General features: G+C 73.6%; 27 protein-coding genes. 9 read left to right on the top strand and 18 right to left on the bottom strand.

The features are described 5' to 3' along the window. Window positions 1-120: 120 nt before the first annotated feature. The 7 genes from ACZ6IM_RS28305 to ACZ6IM_RS28275 all read right to left on the bottom strand — a co-directional run bounded on the left by ACZ6IM_RS28305 (window position 121) and on the right by ACZ6IM_RS28275 (window position 5892). A complete protein-coding gene (locus ACZ6IM_RS28305; RefSeq protein ID WP_052842599.1) occupies window positions 121-1200 on the bottom strand; it encodes a serine hydrolase domain-containing protein in 1080 nt (359 codons plus the stop codon). Further along, a complete protein-coding gene (locus tag ACZ6IM_RS28300; protein ID WP_052842598.1) occupies window positions 1197-2117 on the bottom strand; it encodes a DUF6895 family protein in 921 nt (306 codons plus the stop codon). Before ACZ6IM_RS28300 ends, ACZ6IM_RS28305 begins: the two co-directional genes overlap by 4 nt. After that, complete coding sequence (locus ACZ6IM_RS28295) at window positions 2114-3079, bottom strand: DUF6895 family protein (protein WP_052842597.1); 966 nt, start codon at window positions 3077-3079, stop codon at window positions 2114-2116. Before ACZ6IM_RS28295 ends, ACZ6IM_RS28300 begins: the two co-directional genes overlap by 4 nt. Further along, window positions 3076-3783: a hypothetical protein gene (locus tag ACZ6IM_RS28290; protein WP_052842596.1), complete on the bottom strand. Its 708-nt coding sequence runs from the start codon at window positions 3781-3783 to the stop codon at window positions 3076-3078. Before ACZ6IM_RS28290 ends, ACZ6IM_RS28295 begins: the two co-directional genes overlap by 4 nt. A 21-nt stretch (window positions 3784-3804) precedes the next feature. Next, window positions 3805-3993 (bottom strand): hypothetical protein, encoded by a 189-nt coding sequence (locus ACZ6IM_RS28285; protein WP_052842595.1) that lies wholly within the window; start codon window positions 3991-3993, stop codon window positions 3805-3807. Window positions 3994-4095: 102 nt separating this feature from the next. Beyond that, window positions 4096-4740 (bottom strand): class I SAM-dependent methyltransferase, encoded by a 645-nt coding sequence (locus ACZ6IM_RS28280; protein WP_469560194.1) that lies wholly within the window; start codon window positions 4738-4740, stop codon window positions 4096-4098. A gap of 150 nt (window positions 4741-4890) precedes the next feature. Continuing rightward, a complete protein-coding gene (locus tag ACZ6IM_RS28275; RefSeq protein WP_052842593.1) occupies window positions 4891-5892 on the bottom strand; it encodes a mechanosensitive ion channel family protein in 1002 nt (333 codons plus the stop codon). A 160-nt stretch (window positions 5893-6052) separates the two neighbouring features. Here ACZ6IM_RS28275 and ACZ6IM_RS28270 point away from each other — a divergent pair, with 160 nt between their 5' ends. Then, on the top strand, window positions 6053-6226 hold the full coding sequence (locus ACZ6IM_RS28270) for a hypothetical protein (protein ID WP_469560191.1): 174 nt from the start codon (window positions 6053-6055) through the stop codon (window positions 6224-6226). Window positions 6227-6345: 119 nt separating this feature from the next. Then, window positions 6346-6771, top strand: a complete 426-nt coding sequence (locus ACZ6IM_RS28265; RefSeq protein ID WP_052842591.1) for a TIGR03618 family F420-dependent PPOX class oxidoreductase — start codon at window positions 6346-6348, stop codon at window positions 6769-6771. Window positions 6772-6784: 13 nt separating this feature from the next. Here the strand turns inward: ACZ6IM_RS28265 and ACZ6IM_RS28260 are convergent, their stop codons facing one another. Beyond that, window positions 6785-8878: an MMPL family transporter gene (locus ACZ6IM_RS28260; RefSeq protein WP_052842590.1), complete on the bottom strand. Its 2094-nt coding sequence runs from the start codon at window positions 8876-8878 to the stop codon at window positions 6785-6787. 158 nt (window positions 8879-9036) lie between these two features. Then, window positions 9037-9543, bottom strand: a complete 507-nt coding sequence (locus ACZ6IM_RS28255; protein ID WP_052842589.1) for a MarR family winged helix-turn-helix transcriptional regulator — start codon at window positions 9541-9543, stop codon at window positions 9037-9039. A gap of 104 nt (window positions 9544-9647) precedes the next feature. Here ACZ6IM_RS28255 and ACZ6IM_RS28250 point away from each other — a divergent pair, with 104 nt between their 5' ends. Together ACZ6IM_RS28250 and ACZ6IM_RS28245 are read left to right on the top strand one after the other, a co-directional pair. Beyond that, complete coding sequence (locus ACZ6IM_RS28250; protein WP_469560185.1) at window positions 9648-11195, top strand: SDR family oxidoreductase; 1548 nt, start codon at window positions 9648-9650, stop codon at window positions 11193-11195. A 115-nt stretch (window positions 11196-11310) separates the two neighbouring features. Further along, on the top strand, window positions 11311-12687 hold the full coding sequence (locus ACZ6IM_RS28245; protein WP_469560182.1) for a cryptochrome/photolyase family protein: 1377 nt from the start codon (window positions 11311-11313) through the stop codon (window positions 12685-12687). Window positions 12688-12714: 27 nt separating this feature from the next. Here ACZ6IM_RS28245 and ACZ6IM_RS28240 read toward each other — a convergent pair whose 3' ends face one another. Genes ACZ6IM_RS28240 through ACZ6IM_RS28230 form a run of 3 tightly spaced genes read right to left on the bottom strand, consistent with a single transcriptional unit; the run spans window position 12715 to window position 13728 of the window. Beyond that, on the bottom strand, window positions 12715-13152 hold the full coding sequence (locus tag ACZ6IM_RS28240) for a hypothetical protein (RefSeq protein WP_052842586.1): 438 nt from the start codon (window positions 13150-13152) through the stop codon (window positions 12715-12717). Then, the gene (locus tag ACZ6IM_RS28235; RefSeq protein WP_052842585.1) at window positions 13145-13486 is read right to left on the bottom strand and encodes a DUF3140 domain-containing protein; all 342 of its coding nucleotides are present in this window, start codon (window positions 13484-13486) and stop codon (window positions 13145-13147) included. The genes ACZ6IM_RS28240 and ACZ6IM_RS28235 overlap by 8 nt, the downstream gene beginning before the upstream one ends. 14 nt (window positions 13487-13500) lie before the next feature. Beyond that, complete coding sequence (locus ACZ6IM_RS28230; RefSeq protein ID WP_469560178.1) at window positions 13501-13728, bottom strand: hypervirulence associated TUDOR domain-containing protein; 228 nt, start codon at window positions 13726-13728, stop codon at window positions 13501-13503. Window positions 13729-13908: 180 nt separating this feature from the next. On the opposite strand from ACZ6IM_RS28230, the gene ACZ6IM_RS28225 reads away from it, so the two are divergent. Beyond that, window positions 13909-14709 carry a thioesterase family protein gene (locus ACZ6IM_RS28225; RefSeq protein ID WP_469560175.1) on the top strand — a complete coding sequence of 267 codons (801 nt, stop codon included), beginning with the start codon at window positions 13909-13911 and terminating at the stop codon, window positions 14707-14709. 27 nt (window positions 14710-14736) lie between these two features. Here ACZ6IM_RS28225 and ACZ6IM_RS28220 read toward each other — a convergent pair whose 3' ends face one another. The 3 genes from ACZ6IM_RS28220 to ACZ6IM_RS28210 form a co-directional block, all read right to left on the bottom strand. Continuing rightward, window positions 14737-15195 carry a VOC family protein gene (locus ACZ6IM_RS28220; protein ID WP_052842582.1) on the bottom strand — a complete coding sequence of 153 codons (459 nt, stop codon included), beginning with the start codon at window positions 15193-15195 and terminating at the stop codon, window positions 14737-14739. An 86-nt stretch (window positions 15196-15281) separates the two neighbouring features. Next, a complete protein-coding gene (locus tag ACZ6IM_RS28215; RefSeq protein WP_469560172.1) occupies window positions 15282-16283 on the bottom strand; it encodes an NADPH:quinone reductase in 1002 nt (333 codons plus the stop codon). A 67-nt stretch (window positions 16284-16350) separates the two neighbouring features. Continuing rightward, window positions 16351-16887, bottom strand: a complete 537-nt coding sequence (locus tag ACZ6IM_RS28210; RefSeq protein ID WP_469560169.1) for a DUF2269 domain-containing protein — start codon at window positions 16885-16887, stop codon at window positions 16351-16353. 190 nt (window positions 16888-17077) lie between these two features. Here ACZ6IM_RS28210 and ACZ6IM_RS28205 point away from each other — a divergent pair, with 190 nt between their 5' ends. The 3 genes from ACZ6IM_RS28205 to ACZ6IM_RS28195 all read left to right on the top strand — a co-directional run bounded on the left by ACZ6IM_RS28205 (window position 17078) and on the right by ACZ6IM_RS28195 (window position 19081). Continuing rightward, window positions 17078-17503: a hypothetical protein gene (locus tag ACZ6IM_RS28205; RefSeq protein WP_469560166.1), complete on the top strand. Its 426-nt coding sequence runs from the start codon at window positions 17078-17080 to the stop codon at window positions 17501-17503. Between the two features lie 336 nt (window positions 17504-17839). Then, window positions 17840-18514 (top strand): fascin domain-containing protein, encoded by a 675-nt coding sequence (locus ACZ6IM_RS28200; RefSeq protein ID WP_469560164.1) that lies wholly within the window; start codon window positions 17840-17842, stop codon window positions 18512-18514. A 165-nt stretch (window positions 18515-18679) separates the two neighbouring features. Next, entirely contained in the window at window positions 18680-19081 is a 402-nt protein-coding gene (locus tag ACZ6IM_RS28195; protein WP_469560162.1) for a hypothetical protein, read from the top strand. A 336-nt stretch (window positions 19082-19417) separates the two neighbouring features. Here ACZ6IM_RS28195 and ACZ6IM_RS28190 read toward each other — a convergent pair whose 3' ends face one another. The 3 genes from ACZ6IM_RS28190 to ACZ6IM_RS28180 all read right to left on the bottom strand — a co-directional run bounded on the left by ACZ6IM_RS28190 (window position 19418) and on the right by ACZ6IM_RS28180 (window position 21805). Beyond that, window positions 19418-19753 carry a GNAT family N-acetyltransferase gene (locus tag ACZ6IM_RS28190; RefSeq protein WP_052842576.1) on the bottom strand — a complete coding sequence of 112 codons (336 nt, stop codon included), beginning with the start codon at window positions 19751-19753 and terminating at the stop codon, window positions 19418-19420. Between the two features lie 46 nt (window positions 19754-19799). After that, complete coding sequence (locus ACZ6IM_RS28185) at window positions 19800-20789, bottom strand: pirin family protein (RefSeq protein WP_469560160.1); 990 nt, start codon at window positions 20787-20789, stop codon at window positions 19800-19802. A gap of 101 nt (window positions 20790-20890) precedes the next feature. Next, window positions 20891-21805 carry an alpha/beta hydrolase gene (locus ACZ6IM_RS28180; protein ID WP_469560157.1) on the bottom strand — a complete coding sequence of 305 codons (915 nt, stop codon included), beginning with the start codon at window positions 21803-21805 and terminating at the stop codon, window positions 20891-20893. A gap of 107 nt (window positions 21806-21912) precedes the next feature. Between ACZ6IM_RS28180 and ACZ6IM_RS28175 the strand changes: the two genes are divergently transcribed. Then, a complete protein-coding gene (locus ACZ6IM_RS28175; protein ID WP_469560154.1) occupies window positions 21913-22341 on the top strand; it encodes a MarR family winged helix-turn-helix transcriptional regulator in 429 nt (142 codons plus the stop codon). Window positions 22342-22361 lie beyond the last annotated feature (20 nt).

Below are 22361 nucleotides of genomic sequence, written 5' to 3'. Positions count from 1 at the left end.
ACCTGCCTGGGGGGGCGGTGTCCGGGCGTCCCCGCGCGGCGGGGGGCCGGGGGGTCGCCGGCGGGCCGGGGGGGGGGGGGCCCGCGGGGGGGCCCCCCCCCCCCGGCCGTGTCCCGGGCGTCATCCCTGCGCGAGGAGCGCGTAGGCGGTCGCGATGAAGGGGTCCCGGGCGCGGAACCGCCGGGTGCACACCGCGGCCAGGGCCGTGTCCGTGTCCGGCCGGAAGCCCAGGAACGCCTGCTGGCCCAGGGTGGCGCCGCTGTGGAAGTACATGGGCCCGCCGTCCGTGGGGTGCCGGAACCACCCCACCGTGTGCACGTGCCGGTGCCCCAGCCCCCTCCGGAGCACCGGCACCCGCGCCGCGCGCAGCGCCCCGGCGGCCGGTGAGCGGGCCGGGTCGAGGTGGGCCTCCAGGAAGGTGAGCAGGTCGCCGGGGGTGGACCGGACGGCTCCGGCGGCCTGGAAGCCGCCCGCGTCGAAGGGCGGGACGGGGGTGCGGCCGTCCTTGCGGTGTCCCACGGCGTCGGTCCCGGCGCCCTCCGCCCGCAGCGCCGTTGCGCTGAGGCCGAGGGCGCGCAGCACCTGTCCGCTGATCAGGTCCTCCCACGCGGTACCGGTGGTCGCGGCGATCGCGTGGCCGAGGACGGAGACGCCGTAGTTGGAGTAGTGCCAGCGGGTTCCGGGGCGGTGCTTCGGCTCGTGGCGCAGGAAGGTGCCGGTCAGCCGCTCTGCGGGATAGCGGGCGTAGGGGTTGGTGCGCCAGGCGGGCAGGCCCCTGCGCACGAAGTCGGCGGGCAGGGCGGGCAGCCCCGACGTATGGGTGATCAGGTGCGCGAGCGTCACGGGGTGCGGGCCGACGGGATGGCCGGGGTCCAGGCAGCGGGCAGCGGCCTCGCCGCCGGTGAGCACGCCGCGCCGGATCAGACGCGTGAGCAGCAGCGCGGTGAACGTCTTTGACGCCGACCCGATCTCGTAGCGCAGGTCCTCGCGGGGGAGGTCGGGCGGCGGGGCGGTGCCGCCGCCGTACAGGGTGCGCCGCCCGCGTCGGGAGACGGCGAAGACGACGTCGGGCGCGTCGGCGGCGTCCACGGCCTCGGCCAGCCGCTCGCGCAGCGCCGCCTCGTCGGCCGGTGCGCACTCCGGCGGGACGTGCTCCTCGGCGGCGGGTTCCCCCGGCCACGGCGTACGACGGCCCGTCACGAGGCGGAGTGCGCCAGCTCGGTGAGGGCGCGGGAGGTGGCCAGCAGGGAGGCGAAGGCGGCGACCAGCGTCGGGTGGTAGACCACGTCGAAGACCGTGTCGGGGTCGCCCTCGGGCATCGTGCGTACGGCGGGCATGGCGCCGTCGGGCTGCTGGGCGGCGGCGAAGCCCTGCCAGGCGGCCTCGTCGAGGGTGGGCCGGGGCAGGCAGGCGTCCACGACGAGGAGTTCGCCGAGCAGGTCCCAGCGCTGGAGGTCCAGCCAGTCGTCGAGCCACACCGGGAGCCAGGTGGCGAGGTAGTCGGCGACGTCGGGCGGCAGGCCGCCGGGGTTCTCGCCCCAGTCGGTGAGGTGGAAGACCGTGTGGGTGATGTCGTAGGCGGTGTGGCCCTCGACCGTCCAGGGCTCGGGGGTGCCGGCCAGCCAGGTGGTCGCGACCAGGTCGGCCTCGGGCGGGCGGGCGGCCAGGCCGAAGCGGCGCTGGAAGGCGGACAGGCCGAGGCGCCGGGTGGGCGTCACCGGGAGGCGCGCCCAGCTGTCCAGCCGGTGGTTGAGGACCGTGGCGCGTTCCACCTCGGGCTGGCTGTAGCCCAGCTCCTTGAAGGGCAGGTAGACCTCGAAGGGGGCGGGCGAGAAGGGTTCGACGCGCTGGCCGCGCACCAGCATGCGGCCGCCGTCCAGGGTCTCGCGCCAGATGTGGTCGAGCAGTTGGCGCGCCAGCTGTGCCTGGCGGGAGCCGGCCACGCCCTCCCGGAAGAGCACCTTGCAGATGAGGGCGAGTTCGCCGATCGGCTTGAAGCGTTCCAGGAAACCGATCTCGGGGTCCACGTCCGGTTCGAGGCGGAATCCGTCCCGGTGGGCCCACAGCCACTCCAGGGCACCGGCTCCGACGCGGTGGATCAGGCGGGTGTCGGTCATCCCGGCGCTCCTTGTCCGGCGTGTCGCGCCGCGTGCCGCACGTCCGGCGGGCGGGCCGTGGCTGCCGTGGCGAGTGCCGCCGCGAACGCGGCCATCAGGGTGGAGTGGTAGCAGTCGGTGAAGTCGTAGGGGTCCGGTCCCGGGTCCGCTCCGGCGGCGTCCTGGGCGGCGCCCTCCTCGGGGATCGCGCCGGAGGCGGTCTGGGCGGCGGCGACCCGCTGCCAGGCGTCCTCCAGAACGGCCGGTTCCGGCGGGCGCGGCAGGCTCGCCGCCACGGCGAGCAGTTCGCAGCTCAGGTCCCACATCCGGGCATCCAGGCAGGTGTCGAGCCAGGGCGGCAGCCAGTGCACGAGGTAGTCCGCCAGGTCCGCCGGCACGCCCCGGGCCGTTCGTCCCCAGTCGGTGAGGTGGAAGACGACATGGGTGAGCGCGTAACCGGCCGCGCGTTCGAAGGTCCACGGTTCCGGCAGGCCGCCCAGCCAGGTGCGGCCCAGCGCCTGCGGAACGTCCCCGTGCGGGTCGATGCCGCTGCGCCGCTCGGCCTCCAGCACGCCGAGGCGGCGGGTGGGGTACTGCTCGGTGAGCCGCCAGCCGCGGGTGCGGGTCAGCACCGCGGCGGACGCCTCGTAGCCGGGGTGCCTCAGTCCGGCCGAGGCGAAGGCCGCGTAGACCTCCAGCGGGTAGGTGGCGAAGGGCTCCAGCGTCTGCATGAGCGGGAAGAGTTCGCCGCGGTGGGTCTGCTGCCAGGCGAAGTCCAGCAGTTCGGACACGCGGGTGTGCAGCGGGTCCCCGGGCGGTGTGCACCGGGAGACCGAGGCGCAGACCTGGGTGAGTTCCCCCAGGGGTTTCCAGGTCCGGTTGACCTGGCCGTCGGCGGCCAGCGCGTCGTCGCCGAGCGCGAAGCGGTCGCGGTGGGTCCACACCCAGTCCAGCGCGGCGGCCTCGATGCCGCGGACGCTCACAGGAGGACCCCGGCCGGCATCAGCCGCGCCGCCTCCAGTTGCAGGGCCACCCGCGGGTCGGAGCCGCCCATGAGGCGTACGAAGTCCAGGCCGGCCTCCAGGCCGAGGGTGTCCGGCACCCCGTCCAGGAGGGTGAGCCAGCGCCCGGCCCCGGCCGCCTGCTGCCAGTCGCGGCGGCGTACCGCCCGGACGAATCCGCGGGCCACGTCCACCGGGCGGGCGCGCGCCACGCGGGTCACCGCACACTCCTCGCCGGGCAGCGCGAGCGGGGCGAGGACGGCGAGCTGGTGGGTCAGGAACTGCCAGCCGGCGTCGGCGAGCCAGCGGGCGTCGGGTTCGGTGCCCGGGTCGTCGGGGGGCGGGCCCGCCAGGGGCTGTTCGGTCCGGCGCAGGGCGCGGGTCATGGCCCAGTGGCTCCACACGACGGTGGGTGCCGCGTCACCGCGCGGCGGATGGGCGGCCACGGCGTCCTTGAACACGGCCAGTTGCGCGGGGTCGGGCGGGACGCGCAGCAGGACGCTGGGCAACAGGGTGTCGGCGCCCAGGACACGTACCGCCGCACGGGCTACGCCCTCACCGGCGCCGCCTCCCGTCAGGGTGCTCCCCGCTCGCACGTGGTCTCCGCTCCGAAGAGCGGAGACCACGTCGGAAGCGAGGTCCAGCACCGTTCCCTGCAACAGGGCCGATGTGCTCGACTGCTCCATCTCACGGCTCCCGTCGGTCCGTCAGCCCTTCTTCGGGCGCGGGGTCGGCGGCGAGAGCAGCAGGTTGGTACCTCCGGACTGCAGGGCGAGCGCGGCGCACTCGCGGCTGTCGCGGAAGACTCCGTCGGGCTCGGCGGGGTCGAGTACCGCGTCGATGTCGATGTTCTCGGTGCGGGTGACTTCCTGGAGCACCTTGTCCTTGGAAGGCATTTCACCATCTCCCTCTGGTAGCCAAATGGCCTTCACACCCAAGGGTGTCCGATAAGTCCCAGAACATGCCTTTCTTCACAAAATTCTCGGGAGATAACTCGTTCAACGTCCAACTGTCCGCCGCAGGCGCCACACGTGGTCCTCGCGGAAGCCCTCGACGCCGTCGGGCGAGACGCTCGGCCGGCGCGCGGTCCTGCGGGTCTCGACACTCCACTCCCCCTCGGGCAGGGCGAGTTCGGCGAGGAGGCCGTCCAGGGTGGGGAAGACGGCGTCGAACGGCGGTTCGGTCTGCCAGGAGGGCCAGCCTGCGTGCATGACCACCAGCAGGGTGCCGCCCCGCGCCACGGCCCGCGCGGCGGACCGCAGCACCGCCCGCTGGTCGAGGGCCACCGGGGATTGCAGGTAGTGGGCGCTCACCAGGTCGAAGGAGACCTCGGGGAACGAGGGTCCCAGCTCGTGGCGTTCCCAGACGACCCGGTCGCCGACCCCGGCCTCGACGGCGTGCCCGGACGCGCGTTCGAGGGCGGTGGCGGAGATGTCCACGCCGGTGACCCGCCAGCCGCGCGAGGCCAGCCACACGGCGTCCGCCCCTTCGCCGCAGCCGAGGTCGAGCGCGGTGCCGGGCACGAGGCCACCCGCCTCCTGGACCAGCAACTCGTTGGGGCGGCCGCTCCACACGCGGCCGGTGTCGCGGTAGCGGGCTTCCCAGAACGCCGCGGCGGGAGCCGGCGCGGGGATGTCGGTCATGGTGCCTCCTGGGGCGGGCGCGGTCGTCCTGCTCGACGGGGCGCGCGAGAGCCGCGCGGCCCGTGTGCAGGCTGCCCCGGCCGGCCGGGAGGCACCAAAAGTGTTTGCCGGAACAGCAAAGTCCGGCGTCGGCGGGTGCGGGCGTCTCCGTCAGCGCGTGAGCGCCTCCGCCCCGCCGTCGGAGGTGTCGGCGCGCACCCACACCCCCCGGCGCGGGAAGGGGATCTCGACGCCCGCGTCGTCCAGCGCCTCCTTGACCCGGCGGCGCAGCTCACGGGTGACGCCCCACTGCTGGAGCGGCGCGGTCTTGACGGCGAGGCGCACCAGCACCCCGTCGGCGTCCAGGGACTGCACGCCCCACACCGCGGGGTCCTCCAGCAGGACGTCCGCGAAGTCCGGCTCCTCGCGCAGCGCGCGGCCGGTGTCCTCCAGGACGCGGTAGACGGTGTCGAGGTTCGCGTCGTGGGCCACGGCGACGTCCAGGACGGCGCGGGCCCATTCCTGGCTGTCGTTGCGGACCCGGAGGATCTCGCCGTTGCGGATGTGCCACAGGCCGCCGTTGAGGTCGCGCACATGGGTCAGGCGCAGGCCGACGTGCTCCACTTCGCCGACGGCCTCACCGAGGTCGACCGAGTCGCCGACGCCGTACTGGTCCTCGACCATGATCAGCAGCCCTGACAGGTAGTCCGCGACCAGGCTCTGGGCGCCGAAGCCGATGGCCAGGCCTACCACTCCGGCGCTGGCCAGCAGAGGGCCGAGGGCGATGCCGACCTGGTCGAGCACCATGGCCACGCCGACCATGAACAGCACGATGGTGACGGCGCTGCTGAGCACCGACCCGATGGTGCGGGCCCGCTGTTCGCGGCGTTGCCGCGCCCGGGACCGGTCGCGGTGCAGGACGGCGGCGCCGCGGGCCGCCCTGCGGGGACGGCCGCGCTCGGCCTCGCCCGCCGACGGTTCCAGGACCCGCTGGACGACCCGGGTGATGGCCCGCTTGGCCACGGCCCGCAGCACGAGCAGGATCACGACGATGAGCGCGATGCGCAGCGGGATCCCGATCAGTGCCGTGGTGTGGTCGCCGACCCAGTCCGACCACGAGGCCGCCAGCTGCGGGTTCGTGGCCGGTTCGGCGGGCGGGGAGGTGTGCGACATCGGCTCGGCTGCTCCGTTCCTCGGGGACGACTTGTCTGCCGTCGGGGCCGCCTACCCGCCTACCGGGCGAACATGACGGCTTTCACCGGCGCCCGGCTGGGCACCCGCGGGGAGTCGTCCCACAGCGGAAGGGGCCCGCGGCGTGGTTACCGTTGCCGTCTTGCTACTGCCCGGCCTGGGGCTGTTGTTGTTCACCATGACTTATCTGGAGGACCGGCTGTTCGGGGATCCGGCGCCGCCCCGGCACGCCCGGCGCCGGCACCTGCGTCTCCTCCCGGGTGGCGGGAGCGGCCCCAGCCGCGAGGACCACGGCTCCGAGCGGGACGCCGCCTGAGCCGTCCCCGTCGCGCCGGCCCGCGCGTGCCGCGTGCGCGGACCCCGCCGTGCGGGCGTCCGGACCGCCGGGCGATGCTGTCCCGGACGGGACACACGCGGCGCGGGTGAGGAGAGCGGATGGACGCCGGGGAACAGCACGACGCGGACGACGAGTTCGTCCGGTTCTGGCAGGAGCGCCGGGTGTGCTTCCTGTCGACGCCGCGGGCCGACGGGACGCCCCACCTGGTCCCGGTCGGGGTGACGTACGACCACGCCACCCGCACGGCGCGGGTCATCACGAGCCGGGACACCACGAAGGCGCGCAACGTACGGCGGGCCGCCGGAGCGGTCGTCGCCGTGGGCCAGGTGGACGGCAGGCGCTGGTCCACGCTGGAGGGCGTAGCGACCGTGCGGGACGACGCCGGGGCGGTCCGCGACGCGGAGACCCGCTACGCCGCCCGCTACCGGCAGCCCCGGGCGAACCCGGAACGGGTCGTCATAGAGATCGACGTACGGCGTTTCCTGGGCACGGTGCGGCCGCCGGAGCGGCGTCCGCGGGCGTGAGGACCGGGCCGGGTCATTCCCGTCCCGCCCGGGTCCGGTGTCCGAGCCGCCCGGGCCACCAGGCGACGGCGCCGAGGTCGCGGGCGAGCGCCGGGACCAGCAGCGAGCGCACCACCAGCGTGTCCAGCAGGACGCCGAAGGCCACGATGAAGGCGATCTGCACCAGGAAGGCGAGCGGGATGACGCCGAGCGCGGCGAAGGTCGCGGCGAGGACGACCCCGGCCGAGGTGATCACGCCGCCGGTGGCGGTCAGACCGCGCAGGATGCCCTCCCGCACCCCGTGGTGCAGCGCCTCCTGCCGTACCCGGGACATGAGGAAGATGTTGTAGTCCACGCCCAGCGCGACCAGGAAGACGAAGCCGTAGAGCGGGACGGAGGCGTCCGTGCCGCTGAAGCCGAACACGTGGGTGAAGACCAGCGCCGAGACGCCCAGGGTGGCCACGAAGTTCAGCGCCACCGTCGCCACCAGCAGCACCGGCATCAGCAGGGAGCGCAGCAGGGCGATCAGGATGACCAGGATGATGGCGAGGACCACGGGCACGATGAGGGTGCGGTCGTGCTCGGCGGTGCGCTGGGTGTCGTACTGCTGGGCGGTGTAGCCCCCGACCAGGGCGTCCGCGCCGGGTACGCTGTGGACGGCCGCCCTGAGCCTGGCCACCGCGCTCTTGGCGGCGTCGCTGTCGGCAGGCGCCCGGAGCGTCGCGTCGACGCGTACCCGCCCGTCGACCACCTTGGGCGCGCCGCCGCCGGGACGGCCTGACGCGGTGACCGGGGCGGCGGAGGCGACGCCGGGGGTGTCACGGGCGGCCGCGAGGACCGGGTCGAGGCGGTCGGCCTCGGCGATGATCACGGCGGGGTTGCCGGAACCGCCGGGGAAGTGCCGGGCCAGCGTCCGCTGCGCGGCGACCGACGGGGTGTCGTTCACGAAGATCTCGTCCAGCGGGACGCCCTTGGAGGACAGGGTCGGCGCGAAGGCGGCGCAGGCGAGCAGCGCGGCCAGGGAGATCGCCCAGATCCGGCGCGGGGCCCGGTCCACCAGTTCCGCGACCCGGTGCCACAGCCGGTGCCCGGCCTCCGGGTCACCGGTGCGCACCGGCCTGGCCGGCCAGTAGGCGGCCCGGCCGAGCAGGACCAGGACGGCCGGCAGGAAGGTGAGCGTGCTCAGTACGGCGCAGACGATGCCGATGGCGCCGACGGGCCCGAGCGCGCGGTTGTTGGTCAGGTCGCTGAGCAGCAGGGCCAGCAGCGCGAGGGCGACGGTCGCCGCGCTGGCCACCACGGCACCCCAGGAGGCCCGCAGGGCGGCGCGCACGGCGGCGAAGCGGTCCGGGTGCCGGGCGAGTTCCTCGCGGAAGCGGGCGGTGAGCAGCAGGGCGTAGTCGGTGGCGGCGCCGATGACCAGGATGGAGAGGATCCCCTGCACCTGCCCGTCGACGCGTACGACGTCCCGCTCGGCGAGCGCGTAGACGATCGCGCAGGCCAGGCCCAGGGCGAAGACGGCGCCCAGGATGATCACCAGCGGCAGCAGCACACTGCGGTAGACCAGCAGCAGGATCACCAGGACGGTGATCAGCGCGACACCGAGGAGCAGCCCGTCGATGCCCGAGAAGGCGTCGGAGAGGTCGGCCTGGGAGGCCGCGGGACCGGCCAGCTGGGCGCGTGTGTCCGGCACCTGCCCGGCCGCGTCGCCGATCCGCTCCAGGACGTCGGGCAGTGCGTCGCCGAGGCCGGGCTCGACCTGGACGACGGCCTGGAGGGCCTCGCCGTCGTCGGAGGGCAGCGCGGGCGACGCCCGCCCGACGACGCCGGGCACGTCTTCCAGGGGGACGAGGGAACGGGTGGCCTCGGCCCGGTGGCCGGTGACGGAGCCGCCGCCGTCAGCGGTCCACACGACGATCACCGGGAGCGTCTCGTCCTGCTGGAAGGCCTTCTGGGCGTCGACGACCCGGGTGGACTCCGCACTGCGGGGCAGGAAGGCGGCCTGGTCGTTGGTGGCGACCTCGCCGAGCTTTCCGGCGTACGGCCCGAGCGCTCCGCCGATGCCGAGCCAGACCAGGAGCAGGACGACGGGGAGGAGCCAACGGGCCCGCCGGGAGGGGATGGACATCGGTGTCGGGTCTCCAGGTCTGCGGGTCGGCGTGGGGCCACGGAAGAGTGACTCGATCATAAACAATCTCAATGATTGAGTTACTTGGGACCCCTCATCCGTCATGACACACCGCGTGTGCCCCGGCCGTTCCCCCGTATGCGGTACCGCCGGGCGCCTCAGCGCTCGTCCGAGCGTACGAGGCCCAGCTCCTCGTTCATCGCCGTCAGGAAGCGGACGACGACCGCCAGTTCGTCGTCGTCGAAGCGCGCGCGGGTGGTCGCGGCGGCCTCGGCGAGCGGAAGGAAGTACGTCCGGGCCGCTTCCCGGGCCTCGGGCACGTAGCGCAGGTGCACGACCCGGCGGTCGGCGCTCTCCCGGACCCGGCGCACGTGCCCCGCGCGCTCCAGCCGGTCCACGCAGGCCGTGACCGCGCCCGAGGTCAGCCCCAGGTGCTCGCGCAGCCGCCCCGGCGTCATGGGCTCGCGCGCGTCCAGGATCGCGGCGAGCGCCTGGACGTCGGTGGCGTGCAGGCCGTGGCCGCCGGCGAATCCGTGCACGAGGCGGTTGATCTCGCCGTTCATCCGCCGCAGTTGCGCGGCGAGGACGTGCAGGTCGCCCGCCTCGGGACCGGGGCCTGTCCCCCGCTCGTGCGCGTGCTGTCCGCGCTGGTTCGCTGTCGCCACGCGATCAGCGTATAGAAGGGTCGACCTGGGCCGGGACGTGTCCGTCGCGGGCCGTCCGGGGGAAGGGGTGACGGTGACGACTGTCCCGCGAGCGACGGAGCCACATGAGTCAGGCGAGCGAAGGACCCGGCCGGACGAGCGGCGGGGGCGGTGGGGCGGGCCTGCGCTGCCTGGTCACCGGGGCGACGGGGTACATCGGGGGCCGTCTCGTGCCCGAGCTGCTGGACGCCGGGCACCGGGTGCGGTGCCTGGCCCGTTCCCCGCACAAGCTGCGCGACCATCCCTGGGCGGGAAAGGCCGAGGTGGTGCGCGGGGACGTGACCGACGCCGACTCGGTGGCGCGCGCGATGGAGGGCGTGGACGTCGCCTACTACCTGGTGCACGCGCTCGGCACCGGCGGCGACTTCGAGGCGACCGACCGACGGGCGGCACGCGTCTTCGCCGAGCGGGCCGAGGCGGCCGGCGTACGGCGCATCGTCTATCTGGGCGGCCTGACCCCGTCCGGGGTGCCGGAAGGCGAGCTGTCACCGCACCTGCGCTCCCGCGCCGAGGTCGGCCGCATCCTGCTGGCCTCCGGCGTGCCCACCACCGTGCTGCGCGCGGCGGTCGTCATCGGCTCCGGGTCGGCCTCCTTCGAGATGCTGCGCTACCTCACCGAGCGGCTGCCGGTGATGGTCACGCCCAGCTGGGTCCGCACCCGCATCCAGCCGGTCGCCGTCCGGGACGTGCTGCGCGTCCTGGCCGGCAGCGCGACCATGCCGGCCGAGGTCTCGCGGACCTTCGACATCGGCGGCCCCGACATCCTCACCTACCGGGACATGATGGTGCGCTACGCCGAGGTCGCCGAGCTGCCCAGGCGGCTGATCCTGCCGGTGCCGATGCTGTCCCCCGGGCTGTCCAGCCACTGGGTCGGGCTGGTCACGCCGGTCCCGGCGGCCATCGCGCGCCCGCTCACCGAGTCACTGCGGCACGAGGTGGTGTGCGGCGAGAACGACATCGTGCGGTACGTTCCGCCCCCGCCGGGATACCCGCTCGGCTTCGACGACGCGCTGCGGCTGGCCCTGCGGCGGGTGCGGGAGGCCCGGGTCACCACCCGCTGGTCGTCCGCGTCCGTGCCGGGGGCGCCCAGCGACCCGCTGCCCACCGACCCCGACTGGGCCGGCGGCAGCCTCTACACCGACCACCGCGCGCTCACGGTCGACGCGCCGCCCGACGCGCTGTGGCGGGTCATCGAGGGCATCGGCGGCGACAACGGCTGGTACTCCTTCCCACTGGCATGGGCGGTACGGGGCTGGCTCGACCGGCTGGTCGGCGGGGTGGGCCTGCGCCGGGGGCGCCGGGACGCCGCGCGGCTGCGGGTCGGGGACTCGCTGGACTTCTGGCGGGTGGAGGAGATCGTCCCCGGGCGGCTGCTGCGGCTGCGCGCCGAGATGCGGCTGCCGGGGCTCGCCTGGCTGGAGATGTACGCCGAGACCGACGACGCGGGGCGGACGCGGTACCGCCAGCGGGCGCTGTTCCATCCCCGCGGGCTGGCGGGCCAGGCCTACTGGTGGAGCGTGTGGCCCTTCCACGCCGTGGTCTTCGGCGGCATGGCCCGCAACCTCGCCCGCGCCGCCGCCCGCGGCGCCCGCCCTCCGGGCCACGGCTCCTGAGCCCATCCCGCGCCGGCACGGTCGGCCGTCCCGGGAGCGGCCGCGCACGTGCGCGTCCTCGCGCAGGAGGCGCGGTGGTCCGGTAGCGTCGCCCGACAACCCCGCGAGGAGTGCCATGGCCACGTCGGTCGTCCTGTTCACCCGCGATCTGCGGCTGCACGACCATCCGCCGCTTCGTGCGGCCCTCGGCCGCTCCGCCGAGGTGGTGCCGCTGTTCGTGCGTGACCGGGCCGTGGACGCCGCGGGGTTCGCCGCGCCCAACCGGCTCGCCCTGCTCGCCGACTGTCTGCGGGACCTGGACTCCGGGCTGCGGGACCGGGGCGGTCGGCTGGTGGTCCGCTCCGGCGACCTGGTCGAGGAGGTGTGCGCGGTGGCCGGGGAGGCAGAGGCCGACGAGGTGCACCTGGCGGCCGACGTGAGCGCGCACGCGCACCGGCGCGAGGAACGCCTGCGCTCCGCCCTGGCGGCGCGGGGCTGCCGCCTGCACGTCCACGACGCCGTGACCACCGTGCTGGCCCCGGGGTCGGTCACCCCGGCCGCCTCCGACCACTTCGCGGTCTTCACCCCGTACTTCCGGCGCTGGAGCGAGCGTTCGGTCCGCGAGCCGCTGGCCGCCCCGCGCCGGGTGCGTGTACCGGACCGTGTCGGCTCGGAGCCACTGCCCGCCCGCGGGGACCTGACGGGTCTGTCCCCGGGGCTGCCCACCGGTGGGGAACGGGCGGCCAGGAAGCGCATGACGGCCTGGCTGCGCGGCGGCATCGCCGGCTACGCGGATCGCCACGACGACCTGGCCGGGGACGCCACCTCCCGGCTCTCCCCCGACCTGCACCTCGGCGCCCTCTCCCCCGTCGAGCTGGTGCACCGGGCCCGGCGCGAGGGCGGTCCCGGCGCCGAGGCGTTCGTACGGCAGCTGGCCTGGCGGGACTTCCACCACCAGGTGCTGGCCGCCCGCCCGCACGCCTCGGCCGCCGACTACCGCACCCGGCACGACCGCTGGCGCACCGGCGCGGACGCCGAGGCCGACGTCACCGCGTGGAAGGAGGGGCGCACGGGCTACCCGGTCGTGGACGCGGCGATGCGCCAGCTGCGGCACGAGGGCTGGATGCACAACCGGGGCCGCCTGCTGGTCGCCAGTTTCCTCACCAAGACGCTGTACGTGGACTGGCGGGTCGGCGCCCGGCACTTCCTGGAGCTGCTCGTGGACGGCGACGTGGCCAACAACCAGCTGAACTGGCAGTGGGCCGCGGGCACCGGAACCGACACCCGGCCGCACCGCGTCCTCAACCCGCTCACGCAGGCACGGCGGTTCGACCCCGACGGGGCATACGTCCGGCGCTGGGTGCCGGAGCTGTCCGGGTCCGCGGGCCGCTCCGTGCACGAGCCCTGGCGGCTGCCGGAGGCGGAGCGCTCCGTCTGCGGCGCCTATCCCGACCCGATCGTCGGCCTCTCCGAGGGTCTGGACCGTTTCAGGCGGGCCCGCGGACGCGACTGAGCCCGGGCGGGCGGACCCGGGCGGCCGTCAGGTGCGGGGGCCGTCCGGACGGGACGTGTGGTCCGGGTGGTTCCGCGTCCGGCGGGCCTCCTTCAGCTCCGCCTCGTACAGGTGCCTGCGGCCCTGGGCGAGGCGCGCCACCGCCTCCCGCTCCAGGTCCCGGAACGGCTGGTAGTACGTCCGGTCGTAGGCGTCGACGATCTGGAAGGTCCAGTGGCCGGGGATGACGTTGCGGCCCAGGATCTCGGTGCGTACGCGCTCCGCCAGCTCCGGGTGCCCCGCGGCGCGCAGCAGCTCGACCGCGCGGTCGAGTTCGAAGTCCGCGGAGCCGGTGTGCTGGTGGAAGGCGAACAGGTGGCCGCGGGCGCACTCGGTCGTCTCCAGGGCCTTGGACAGGGATCCGAGGGCCTGGACGGTCTCGTCGCTGACGCCCGCGGGGCGCCGGTGCGGGTCGTCGTCATCCATGGCGTGCCAGGGGGTCGTGGCCCCAGTTCATGAGCGAGTACCGCCACCGGGTGTCCTCGACGTCGCCCGAGGGGCGCTGGGCGAGGTGCCGGCGGACATAGCCGACGACCTTGCGCATGTGCTCGTAGTCGTCGTCCGAGAGGTCGCCCTCGTTCTTGTGCAGGATCTCGACGATCCGGCGGCCGGACGCGTGCCCGACGGACTCGCCCCCGTCCTGGTGGTGCCCGGCGTCCCGCGACTCGTCGGTGTCGAGCCACCGGTCCAGTTCGGCCGGTGTCATGTTCACCAGGTCATGGAAGGCGTCCCGGGTCTCGTCCTGTTCGTCTCCGTCCATGACGCCTCACTCCCTCACTCCTTCTTCAGCGCGGACGGCTTGTGCACCGCCGGCCTGCCCGACTTGTCGCTGCGGACCTGGTACTGCGGGTCGTCGGACGAGGCGTCCACGGTGCGGCCGGCCGCCTCGGTGCGCTGGGTGATCTTCTTCTCCACCTCGCCCTCGGTGCGGGAGCCGTGGCTGTTCCAGGTGACCCCGTCACCCTTCCTCAGGTCCGCGCCGCCGTCGCGCTTCTTCGCCATCGCGGTACTCCTTCGCCTGGGCGCCGCCTTCGGTCTGCCGGACGGTCAGGGTTCCCAGGCGGGGGCGTCCCACTCGGGCCGGGGAGTGATTCGCCGCCGAACTATCCTGGTCGCGGCCCCGGCGCCCCCGTCCCGGCCCGCCGTCGTCCTCGTCACCGCCGTCGTTCCAGGAGCAGCCCGTTGAACACCAGCACAGCGACCCCGGACAGCTACTACGAGCGCATCGACGAGCACCGCTATAAGCCGACCCCGCACGCGGGCGGCGCGTGGAGCTCGGACGAACAGCACTTCAGTCCGCTCGGGGGTCTGATCGTGCACGCCGTCGACCGCCATCTGGCGGGCCGTGCCGGCGCGGCGATGTCGATGAGCCGGATCAGCTTCGACATCCTGGGCCGCCCCGCTCTGGACGAGTGCGAGATACGGGTGGAGACCGTCCGGCCGGGACGCACCATCGAGCTGGTCGAGGCGACCGTACTGATAGCGGACCGGTCGGTGGCGCGGGCCAGGGCGTGGCTGCTGGCGGACGGGGACACGAGCGCCGTCGCCGGTGGCGGTGCCGCCCGGCTCACCGGGCCGGACTCGCTCGCCCGCTGGCCGATGGACGCCGAGTGGCCCGGTGGGTACATCGCCTCCCTGGACGTACGCCCGCTCGCCCCTCCGCGTCCGGGACGCGCCACCGCCTGGATCTCCACCGGCCTCGATCTGGTCGCCGGGGAGAGCGCGAGCCCGCTGGCCTCGTACGTCGCGCTGGTCGACACGGCCAACGGCATCGCGGTGCGGCAGTCGCCGCGGGAGTGGATGTTCCCGAACGTGGATCTGACCCTGCACCTGCACCGCGCGCCGCGGGGCCGCTGGACCGGCCTGGACACCACCGTCGTCTTCGGGCCCACCGGCCAGGGCGTCACCAGCACCGTGCTGCACGACCTGGACGGTCCCGTGGGCCACGCCCAGCAGCTGCTGACCGTCCGTCCGCAGCCCTGAGCGGTCCCGAGGGGTCTGCCGGACGCGTCAGCCCCGGCCCGGGCCCGCGGGCGGATCGGCGAGAATGCCCTGCAGCAGCCCGGTGGCCTGGCCGACCTCGATCAGGTAGCCGTCGGGGTCGCGCAGATAGCACCGCAGTTCGGCCTTCCGGTCGATCGGCGGGGTGAGGAACTCGGCGCCGAGCGCGCTCCACTCGCGGTGGCAGCGCTCGATGTCGGCCACCCGGATGTTGAGGAAGCTCGTCGCCGTCCCGGGGTCGTCCGGCGGTCGCAGGGTGACGTCGGGTTTGTCCGGCGTCGGCCCTCCGCCCGGGTTCATGATGATCCAGCTGTTCGCGAGCTTGACGATGCACGGGTTCTCCGCGAGCACGACCTCGCCGCCGAGCACCTCGGAGTAGAAGGCGCGCGAGCGCGGCACGTCGGCCACGGTGAGGAAGTGGGTGAGCAGCAGCCCCGACTCCGGGGCGGGCAGGTCTTCACGGCGCATTCCTGGACCCCACGCTCTTGTGGACGGGCTTGCGGACGTCTCCCTCGTGTCCATCATGGACCGGGCCCGCCCGGCCGGAAAGACGATCAAGCGGGCGTGAGGACCAGACGCCCCCGCACGTCCCCGGCCTCCAGTCTGCGGTGGGCCTCGGCCGTCAGCGACAGCGGCAGCCGGTCGGCGACGCGCGGACGCCACGGGGTGTCCGCGAGGACGCCCACGACGCCCCGTGCCGCCTCGGCGAGGTCGGCGGTCGTGGCGTTGCTGATGGCGAAGCCCAGGATGCTCGCGTCCCTGGTGTAGAGCCGGCTCACGGGCAGAGCGGCGGGCCCGCCGCCCAGTCCCACCATCGCGACCAGGCGCCCGCCTCGGGCCAGCGAGTCCACGGCGTCGGCTAGCACCCCGTGCCCGGACGTGTCCAGGTGCACGTCGTAGCCGTCGGGAGCGGCCCGGCGCGTGCGCGCGTCGAGGTCGGGCGCGCGGTGGTCGAGGACCTCGGCGGCGCCCAGGCCCCGCACCGCGTCGGCGTCCTCCGCGCGCGCCGTGGCGATCACGCGGGCCCCGGCCCGGGCGGCCAGGGCGACGGCGGCGCCGCCCACGTTCCCGGCGCCGCCTGCGACGTAGACGGTCTCCCCCGCGCGCAGCCGCCCGTGCCGGAACAACGCGAGCCAGGCGGAGGCGGCCGGGTGGGCCGCCGCGACGAGGTGTTCCGCGTCGATGCCGGGCGGCGCGGGGTAGAGGCGTTCGGCGGCGACCGTCGCGTACTGGGCGAAGGACCCCTGCCGGCCCGCGTGGCCCAGGCTGTTGCACCACACCCGCCGCCCGAGGGTGAAGCCCGCGGCGCCGGGTCCGGCGACGGCGACCTCGCCCACCAGGTCGCGGCCGACCACGAAGGGCGAGGGCAGCGGGGTGGCGTAGGCACCGGACCTCACGAAGGTGTCCACGGGGTTGGCGGCGACGGCCGTCACCCGCACGAGCACGTCCGTGGGACCGACGGGCGGCACGGGCAGTTCCCCGTGCCGGATGGCGTCGGGCGGGCCGACGGCGTCGATGTACGCCGCCCGCATCGTGTCGGGCACTGAACCGTTCATGATCCCATGCTACGAACCGCCCGGTGGCGACGCGGCAAGGACGCCGCACCGCCGGGTCCGTCCCGGTTCACCCTCCGCCTGAGCGGGTGAGCGGCGGACGGACGCCCGCGGGACGCGCGCGCAGCCGACGACCGCGCCGGGTGAGTCCCCAGGGCTTGAGGAGCGAGATCACCGTCATGAAGACGTAGGCGGACAGGGAGACCACCGGCCCGAAGAGCACGTCCCCCGCGTCGGGCAGCGACTCGCCGGCGGCCACGGCCGCGACCGCCGAGTCGACCCCGGGGCGCAGCGCGAAGAACGTGGCGACGGTCGTGCCCAGGGTCAGCCAGAACTTCGTGTACACCCACCGGTGCCGGGCGAGCCCCCACGGCGTGCCCAGCGCCAGCACCAGACCGCTCACCAGGGTGAGCAGGGCGAGGGGGAGCAGCAGCCGGTCGGCGAACAGCTTCATGCAGCGCACGGCGCTCTCCACCGCCACCGGGGAGGCGCTGGACGCCGTGGTGACGCCGAGCGCCAGCAGGCCGAGGGTGAGCCCGAGCCAGGCGGCCGAGGCGACGACGTGGACGACGAGGGAGGCCCTGCGTGCGGGGCGGCTGAGTTTCACCCCGCCCACGCTGCCGGTCGGCGGCCATCGAGGCGTCCCGCGGCGGGAGTAACCGCCCGTACTGAGCCGGGCGTACGGACGGAGGGCCGCCGTGACCCGATCGGAGCAGGCCCCGGACGCCCGCGCTGCGCGGGGAAGCGGCGCACCCTAGCCTGAGCGTGTCTTCGAGGAAACGCCCCTAGGAGTTCCCATGCGTCTGCCCGTCGAGCTCAGGCACGTCGCCCCGCGACTGGCCACCGGGGCTTTCATTCTCAACTCCGGTCTGGCCAAGCGCGGAGCCGATGAGCAGGCCGCCGCCATGATGCACGGAATGGCGAAGAACACCTATCCGTTCCTGGGCAGACTGCGGCCCACGACATTCGTCCGGCTGCTGTCAGCCGGTGAGATCGCGCTCGGCACGGCGCTGCTCCTGCCGGTCGTACCGACGGCTCTGGCGGGCGCCGGCCTGACCGCGTTCTCGGCGGGACTGGTGGGGCTCTATCTGCGCACCCCGGGAATGCGCGAGGAGGGCAGCCTGCGTCCGACGCAGGAGGGAACGGCCCTGGCGAAGGACACCTGGATGCTCGGCATCGGAGTCGGATTCGTCGTGGACGCGGCCACGAACAGGTCGCGTTGACCGTATCCGGCCGGTGGTCCTGAGTGCCGGGGTAACGGCGAGTTGCCGGGGAATTAACGGCGGACCACGGAATCCCCAATGATGCCCCATTCCGGTCCGGGATCGTCATTTCGAGGGCGGAAACCGTACCGGTACGCACTTCAACATCACTATGCTGAAACCGCTTCGCCGAATGGGCGCAGCGGCTGCCGACGCACCCGGGGAGGGGTGCCGACCGCGGCCTTTGGGGGGTGCGGAGAAATTCGGGGGTGACGCCGTCATGTCTGGGTGCCATTTTCCCGCGGGATTCCCTTCCCGCCGCCCCGGTATCCGTGTGACGAAAGCCGAGGAATTCCCGTGAGACGTACGACCTCCGTCCTGCTGTCCCTGAGCACCCTGCTCGCGGCGTCCGCGCTGAGTGTTCCCACCGCCGTCGCGGCCCCGCGTGCCGACGGGCCCGCCGCCGCCCCGGCCGGCTGGGAAGCGGTCGACGCGAGCGCCCTGGCGCGGATCACCGGGGAGAAGGACGCCCGGCGGGCCCCGCTCGCCGCCGGGGACACCGCCACGGCGGCGGCCGCGGAGCCCGAGCTGCTGGCCGTGCAGTCGGCCCGCAACGAGCGTTTCGTGGCCACCGAGAAGAACTACGCCGAGCCGAACACCGGTGTCCAGCGGGCCCGTTCGACCGAGTTCAGCGGCTCCTGGGAGAGCTACGCCTTCGAGTGGGACGAGGCCACCGGGACCTACGCGCTGCGGTCCCTGGCGAACAACCGCTACGTGGCGGTGGAGAAGAACTACACCGGTAGCGCGCAGAACGTCCTGCGCGCCCGCTCCACCAGCGTGGGCGGCTGGGAGCGGTTCGTCCTCTACTACAACGAGGGCCTGGACCGCTGGGCGCTCCAGTCCACGCTCAACGGACTGTTCGTCGCCATGGAGAACGGTTACACCGGCTCGCTCCAGTACGCGCTGCGCGCCCGCTCCACCGAGGTGACGGGCTCGTGGGAGGAGTTCGCGCTCTACGACATCGGCGCCTGACGCCGGTGGCCCTGCTCGGCGAGGGCCGGCAACGCTTCGACGGTGCCCTCGCCGGGCAGGGTCCGTGGGTCCGGTGACCTTCACAGCACATCCAAGTTGCGCGTTTTGCCCCATTTCTCATGGTGACCCGGATGGAGGACATCCACGTGCGACGAGGTGAGAGACATGCTGGTGCTGGGCCTCCTGCTCATGGCGGGCGCCGCCGCCTTCGCGGGCCTGCTGATCGCGTACAACCTGTCCGGCGGTCCGGACTACACCGTGACCCTGCTCGGGAGCGAGCCATTCACGATCAGTACGCTCGGGGCGTTTCTCGGCGGTATCGCCCTGACCCTGATCTTCGGCCTGGGCATGTGGATGCTCCTGGCCGGGACGGTACTGGCGCGCCACCGCGGCAAGAAGCGCCGCAGCGAGCGCGAGACCGCCAGGCAGGCCACCGCCGAGCGCGACGCACTGGCCGGCCGCCTGGAGGGTCCGGGCAGCAGCACGGACACCGCGGACCAGACGGCGGGGCACCGCCGTCCCGCCGCCCACCGGCCACAGTGGCTGCGGCCGCACGGCCACCACTGACCGACCCCCGGCCGACCGGTCCGGCTCACCCGCCGGACCGGTCGGCCGTCCGCCTCGGGCCCCGCCGCCGGGCGGAGCCTTCTCAGTGGTCAGCATGTGATCAACACGACGGAGGCGGAGCCCGAGCCGCGGCGCGGGGCCCCCGGTCGGACAGCGGGCCGACTCCGGCCCGTACGGCGCTCAGCGGAGCACCGGGTCACCGATCCGTGTGTGGCGTGATGCCGTCCCGGTGGTCATGTCGGCACCGTAGTCCAGCAGGGCGGTGGGCCGGGGCCAACTTTGCACATGTGAGACAGACGGGATGCTCCTGAGCCCGTGACCGCCCAGGGAAAGGACTCAGCCGAGTTGTGCCTTCAGCCACCGCAGGACCTCAGGTGTGACCGGGTCGGTGATGTCTGCGAACTCGTCGTGCCGCTTGAGGAACTTGGCGACGTAGGGGCAGACCGGAACGATCCGCATTCCGGATGCGCGCACGTCGACGAGTGCCTGCTGGACCAGTTGCGAGGCCAGCCCCTGGCCGGCGAAAGCCTCGTCGACCTCGGTGTGGAAGAAGACACGCTGCCCGCCCAGATCACGGTACTCGGTGAGGCCCGCGCGTTGTCCGTCGACCAGGATCTCGTACCGGTGCTCGGCGTCCGCGCGCTCGACGACCGTCGTGGTGGACTCGCTCATGGTGTGCCTTTCGTAAGGGAGAGCAGCAGGGGGATCAGCGGAAGAATCAGCGGGTCGGCGGGTTCCCGCGCGGTGTGATCACGGCGTTCGGCAGGGCCGGCGCGGGAAGCCGTCCGCCGGGGAAGTCCTCGATGACGCCGAAGCGGTCGGAGGACGCCTCCCAGTCCTCGCGAGCCTTCACCACGTCCTCGTGGCTGCGGCCGACGAAGTTCCACCACATGACGATCTCCGCCCCGAAGGGCGGTCCGCCGAGGAGGACGGTCCGCGCCGGGGTGTCGGTCTCGTTCACCATCGTCAGAGTGTCCGCGCCGGGTGGGACGTAGCCGAGTTCGGCGGGCCGCAGCACGGTGTCGATCAGACGGACGTCCCCGCTGTCCACGAGGAGACCGTGCTCGAAGGCCGCGTCCACACCGAGAGTGACCGTCGCGCGGGGTTCGACGACGATCTCGGCGCCGAGCAGCGGCGTGAAGGTGCGGACCGGGGAGGTCCGGCCCGCCAGCGACCCCAGGAAGACCCTGATGTCAGCCCCGCCGACCCGCGCGGGTTCGGGCACGTAGTGCTGGAAGTCCCGGGCGGCGTCACGGTGTTCCTCGGGCAGCGCGACCCACAGCTGGACACCGTGCAGGGCGGTGGTGTGCGGGGTGGAGACCTCCGAGTGCGCGATGCCGTGTCCGCCGGTCATGAGGTTCATCTCGCCGGGCCGGATCAGGGCGTGGGTGCCGAGGGTGTCGCGATGCTCGATCTCTCCGCCGAACAGCCAACTCACCGTCTGCAGACCGGTGTGCGGATGCGGGGGCATGACCATGCCGTGCGACGCGGTGACGTCGAGCGGGCCGTAGTGGTCGGCGAAGCACCAGGCGCCGATGAGCGTGCGCGCCCGCTGGGGCAGCGTCCGCCGCACGGGCATCGCACGGGGACCGCCGAGGGGCACCTCGCGCGCCGACAGGACATCGACACGGGGGACTCCGGCCGGCCGGCCGGGTCCGGAGGTCGCACCGCAACGCAGCACCACGGCATCCGATTCCGTGTTGCTCACCGGGAGCACCTCCCCAATCCGGTTGTCGTGTCAACCATGATGCCACAGGGCAGGCTGCTCGGCCCTTCTTCCGCTCCGGCCGCGGACCGAGGACCCGGTGCCTACAGGTTGTCGACGTAGAAGGCGGCGAGCCGTTCGACGGCGGCGTCGACGTATTCGGGCTCGTCGTACATCTCGTAGTGGCCGGCGCCCTCGATCACCATCAGGTCGACCGGGTTGGGGGCCATCTTCCACAGCTTCATACCCGCCTCGTAGGACCCGGTGTTGCCGATGCGTCCGGCGAGGACGACCTGCAGCGGCTGGGTCATGAGCCGGTCGACCAGGTGGAAGGCGTCGTAACCCAGCAGGAGGGAGTCACCGCGCGCGAGGCGGCGGTTGGTGGAGTGCGCGTCGCCACCCCGCTCGGTGCGGTAGTAGGTGACGGCCTGGGTGGTGTCGATGTCGGTCAGACCGGCCGCCGCGGCGTCCTCCAGGGTGTCCGGCAGCCAGTTCACCCGGGCCGTCTCGCCGGAGCGTGACTCCTCGACGCGCGCATCGGCCAGGGCCTGGAGTGCGGGAACCGGGCCGTCGGGCTGGAACCCGCGGAACGAGGTGCCCATGTTGCCGGGGACCACGGTTCCGACCGCCTTGATCCGGTGGTCCGTGCGGGCGGTGTGCACGGCGTAGCCGCCGCCGGCACAGATGCCCAGCACGCCGATGCGCCACGGGTCGATGCCGGGGGTGGTGGCGAGCGCGTCGATGGCGTACGAGATGTCCTCACCGCGCCGGTAGGGGTCTTCGAGGTCCCGCGGCTCGCCCCCGCTCTGCCCCTGGTGAGCGGGATCGAAGACGAGCGCCGCGAGACCGCGGGCGGCGAGGCGGGAGGCGTAGTTCGCTCCGATCTGCTCCTTCACGCTGCTGCCGGGCGTGGAGAGCACCACGGCGCGCAGCGGCGCGGTGCCGTCGGCATCGTCGGGCAGGTGGAGGTCGGCCGCGAGATCGATCGGCCCGCGCGGGATGGTGATGTGCCGAAGCATGAACAGCGCCCTTCGTGAGACCATTACTCCAGAGCTGCACCAGTACGAAACAGCACTAGTACAGCTTGGAACTAATTCAGAACGGTACCACTTGCTTGGGGACTGACATGCCGGTCGACGGTGCGCAGCTGTGGACGCTGAACCAGCGGCTGCTGAGTGTCGTGATGGACGCCTGCACGGAGGAGCTGATCGATCTCGGACTGGAGACGAAGGAGTTCTTCGTCCTGGCGGAGGTGGCCACGTCGCCGTACCCGGCGGAGATCGCGGCGGCTCTGCTGCTGCCCAAGGCCAGCGTGACGGTCTACGTCCGCAACCTGGTCGCCAAGGGGTTCATCCGGCGCGAGATCGACGACGCCGATCTGCGGCGCCACCGCCTCGTACTGACCTCCGCGGGCACGGAGGCGCGGGACCACGCGCTGGCGGCCCTGGCGGCGGAGTACGACCGCAGGCTGGCGAGGATCACCCCGCGGGACCGCACCGAGCTGCGGCGCATCCTTCAGGAGATGCTCTCGCCCACCGACGGACCCGAGGACTGACCGCGCGGGACCGGGCTACG

The organism is Streptomyces sp. NPDC042336, from assembly GCF_055581985.1.
The sequence above is the reverse complement of the archived record's forward strand: the minus strand, read 5'-3'. Positions and strand labels throughout refer to the sequence as shown.

Bases quoted from the DNA above. Each gene is read 5' to 3' on its own strand.
- ACZ6IM_RS28290 (WP_052842596.1), bottom strand. From the start codon at position 3,783: ATGGAGCAGTCGAGCACATCGGCCCTGTTGCAGGGAACGGTGCTGGAC.
- ACZ6IM_RS28230 (WP_469560178.1), bottom strand. From the start codon at position 13,728: ATGGCGAAGAAGCGCGACGGCGGCGCGGACCTGAGGAAGGGTGACGGG.
- ACZ6IM_RS28195 (WP_469560162.1), top strand. From the start codon at position 18,680: ATGCTGGTGCTGGGCCTCCTGCTCATGGCGGGCGCCGCCGCCTTCGCG.
- ACZ6IM_RS28235 (WP_052842585.1), bottom strand. From the start codon at position 13,486: ATGGACGGAGACGAACAGGACGAGACCCGGGACGCCTTCCATGACCTG.
- ACZ6IM_RS28220 (WP_052842582.1), bottom strand. From the start codon at position 15,195: ATGCGCCGTGAAGACCTGCCCGCCCCGGAGTCGGGGCTGCTGCTCACC.
- ACZ6IM_RS28175 (WP_469560154.1), top strand. From the start codon at position 21,913: ATGCCGGTCGACGGTGCGCAGCTGTGGACGCTGAACCAGCGGCTGCTG.
- ACZ6IM_RS28280 (WP_469560194.1), bottom strand. From the start codon at position 4,740: ATGACCGACATCCCCGCGCCGGCTCCCGCCGCGGCGTTCTGGGAAGCC.
- ACZ6IM_RS28285 (WP_052842595.1), bottom strand. From the start codon at position 3,993: ATGCCTTCCAAGGACAAGGTGCTCCAGGAAGTCACCCGCACCGAGAAC.
- ACZ6IM_RS28260 (WP_052842590.1), bottom strand. From the start codon at position 8,878: ATGTCCATCCCCTCCCGGCGGGCCCGTTGGCTCCTCCCCGTCGTCCTG.
- ACZ6IM_RS28180 (WP_469560157.1), bottom strand. From the start codon at position 21,805: ATGCTTCGGCACATCACCATCCCGCGCGGGCCGATCGATCTCGCGGCC.
- ACZ6IM_RS28275 (WP_052842593.1), bottom strand. From the start codon at position 5,892: ATGTCGCACACCTCCCCGCCCGCCGAACCGGCCACGAACCCGCAGCTG.
- ACZ6IM_RS28215 (WP_469560172.1), bottom strand. From the start codon at position 16,283: ATGAACGGTTCAGTGCCCGACACGATGCGGGCGGCGTACATCGACGCC.
- ACZ6IM_RS28240 (WP_052842586.1), bottom strand. From the start codon at position 13,152: ATGGATGACGACGACCCGCACCGGCGCCCCGCGGGCGTCAGCGACGAG.
- ACZ6IM_RS28245 (WP_469560182.1), top strand. From the start codon at position 11,311: ATGGCCACGTCGGTCGTCCTGTTCACCCGCGATCTGCGGCTGCACGAC.
- ACZ6IM_RS28205 (WP_469560166.1), top strand. From the start codon at position 17,078: ATGCGTCTGCCCGTCGAGCTCAGGCACGTCGCCCCGCGACTGGCCACC.
- ACZ6IM_RS28190 (WP_052842576.1), bottom strand. From the start codon at position 19,753: ATGAGCGAGTCCACCACGACGGTCGTCGAGCGCGCGGACGCCGAGCAC.
- ACZ6IM_RS28300 (WP_052842598.1), bottom strand. From the start codon at position 2,117: ATGACCGACACCCGCCTGATCCACCGCGTCGGAGCCGGTGCCCTGGAG.
- ACZ6IM_RS28265 (WP_052842591.1), top strand. From the start codon at position 6,346: ATGGACGCCGGGGAACAGCACGACGCGGACGACGAGTTCGTCCGGTTC.
- ACZ6IM_RS28250 (WP_469560185.1), top strand. From the start codon at position 9,648: ATGAGTCAGGCGAGCGAAGGACCCGGCCGGACGAGCGGCGGGGGCGGT.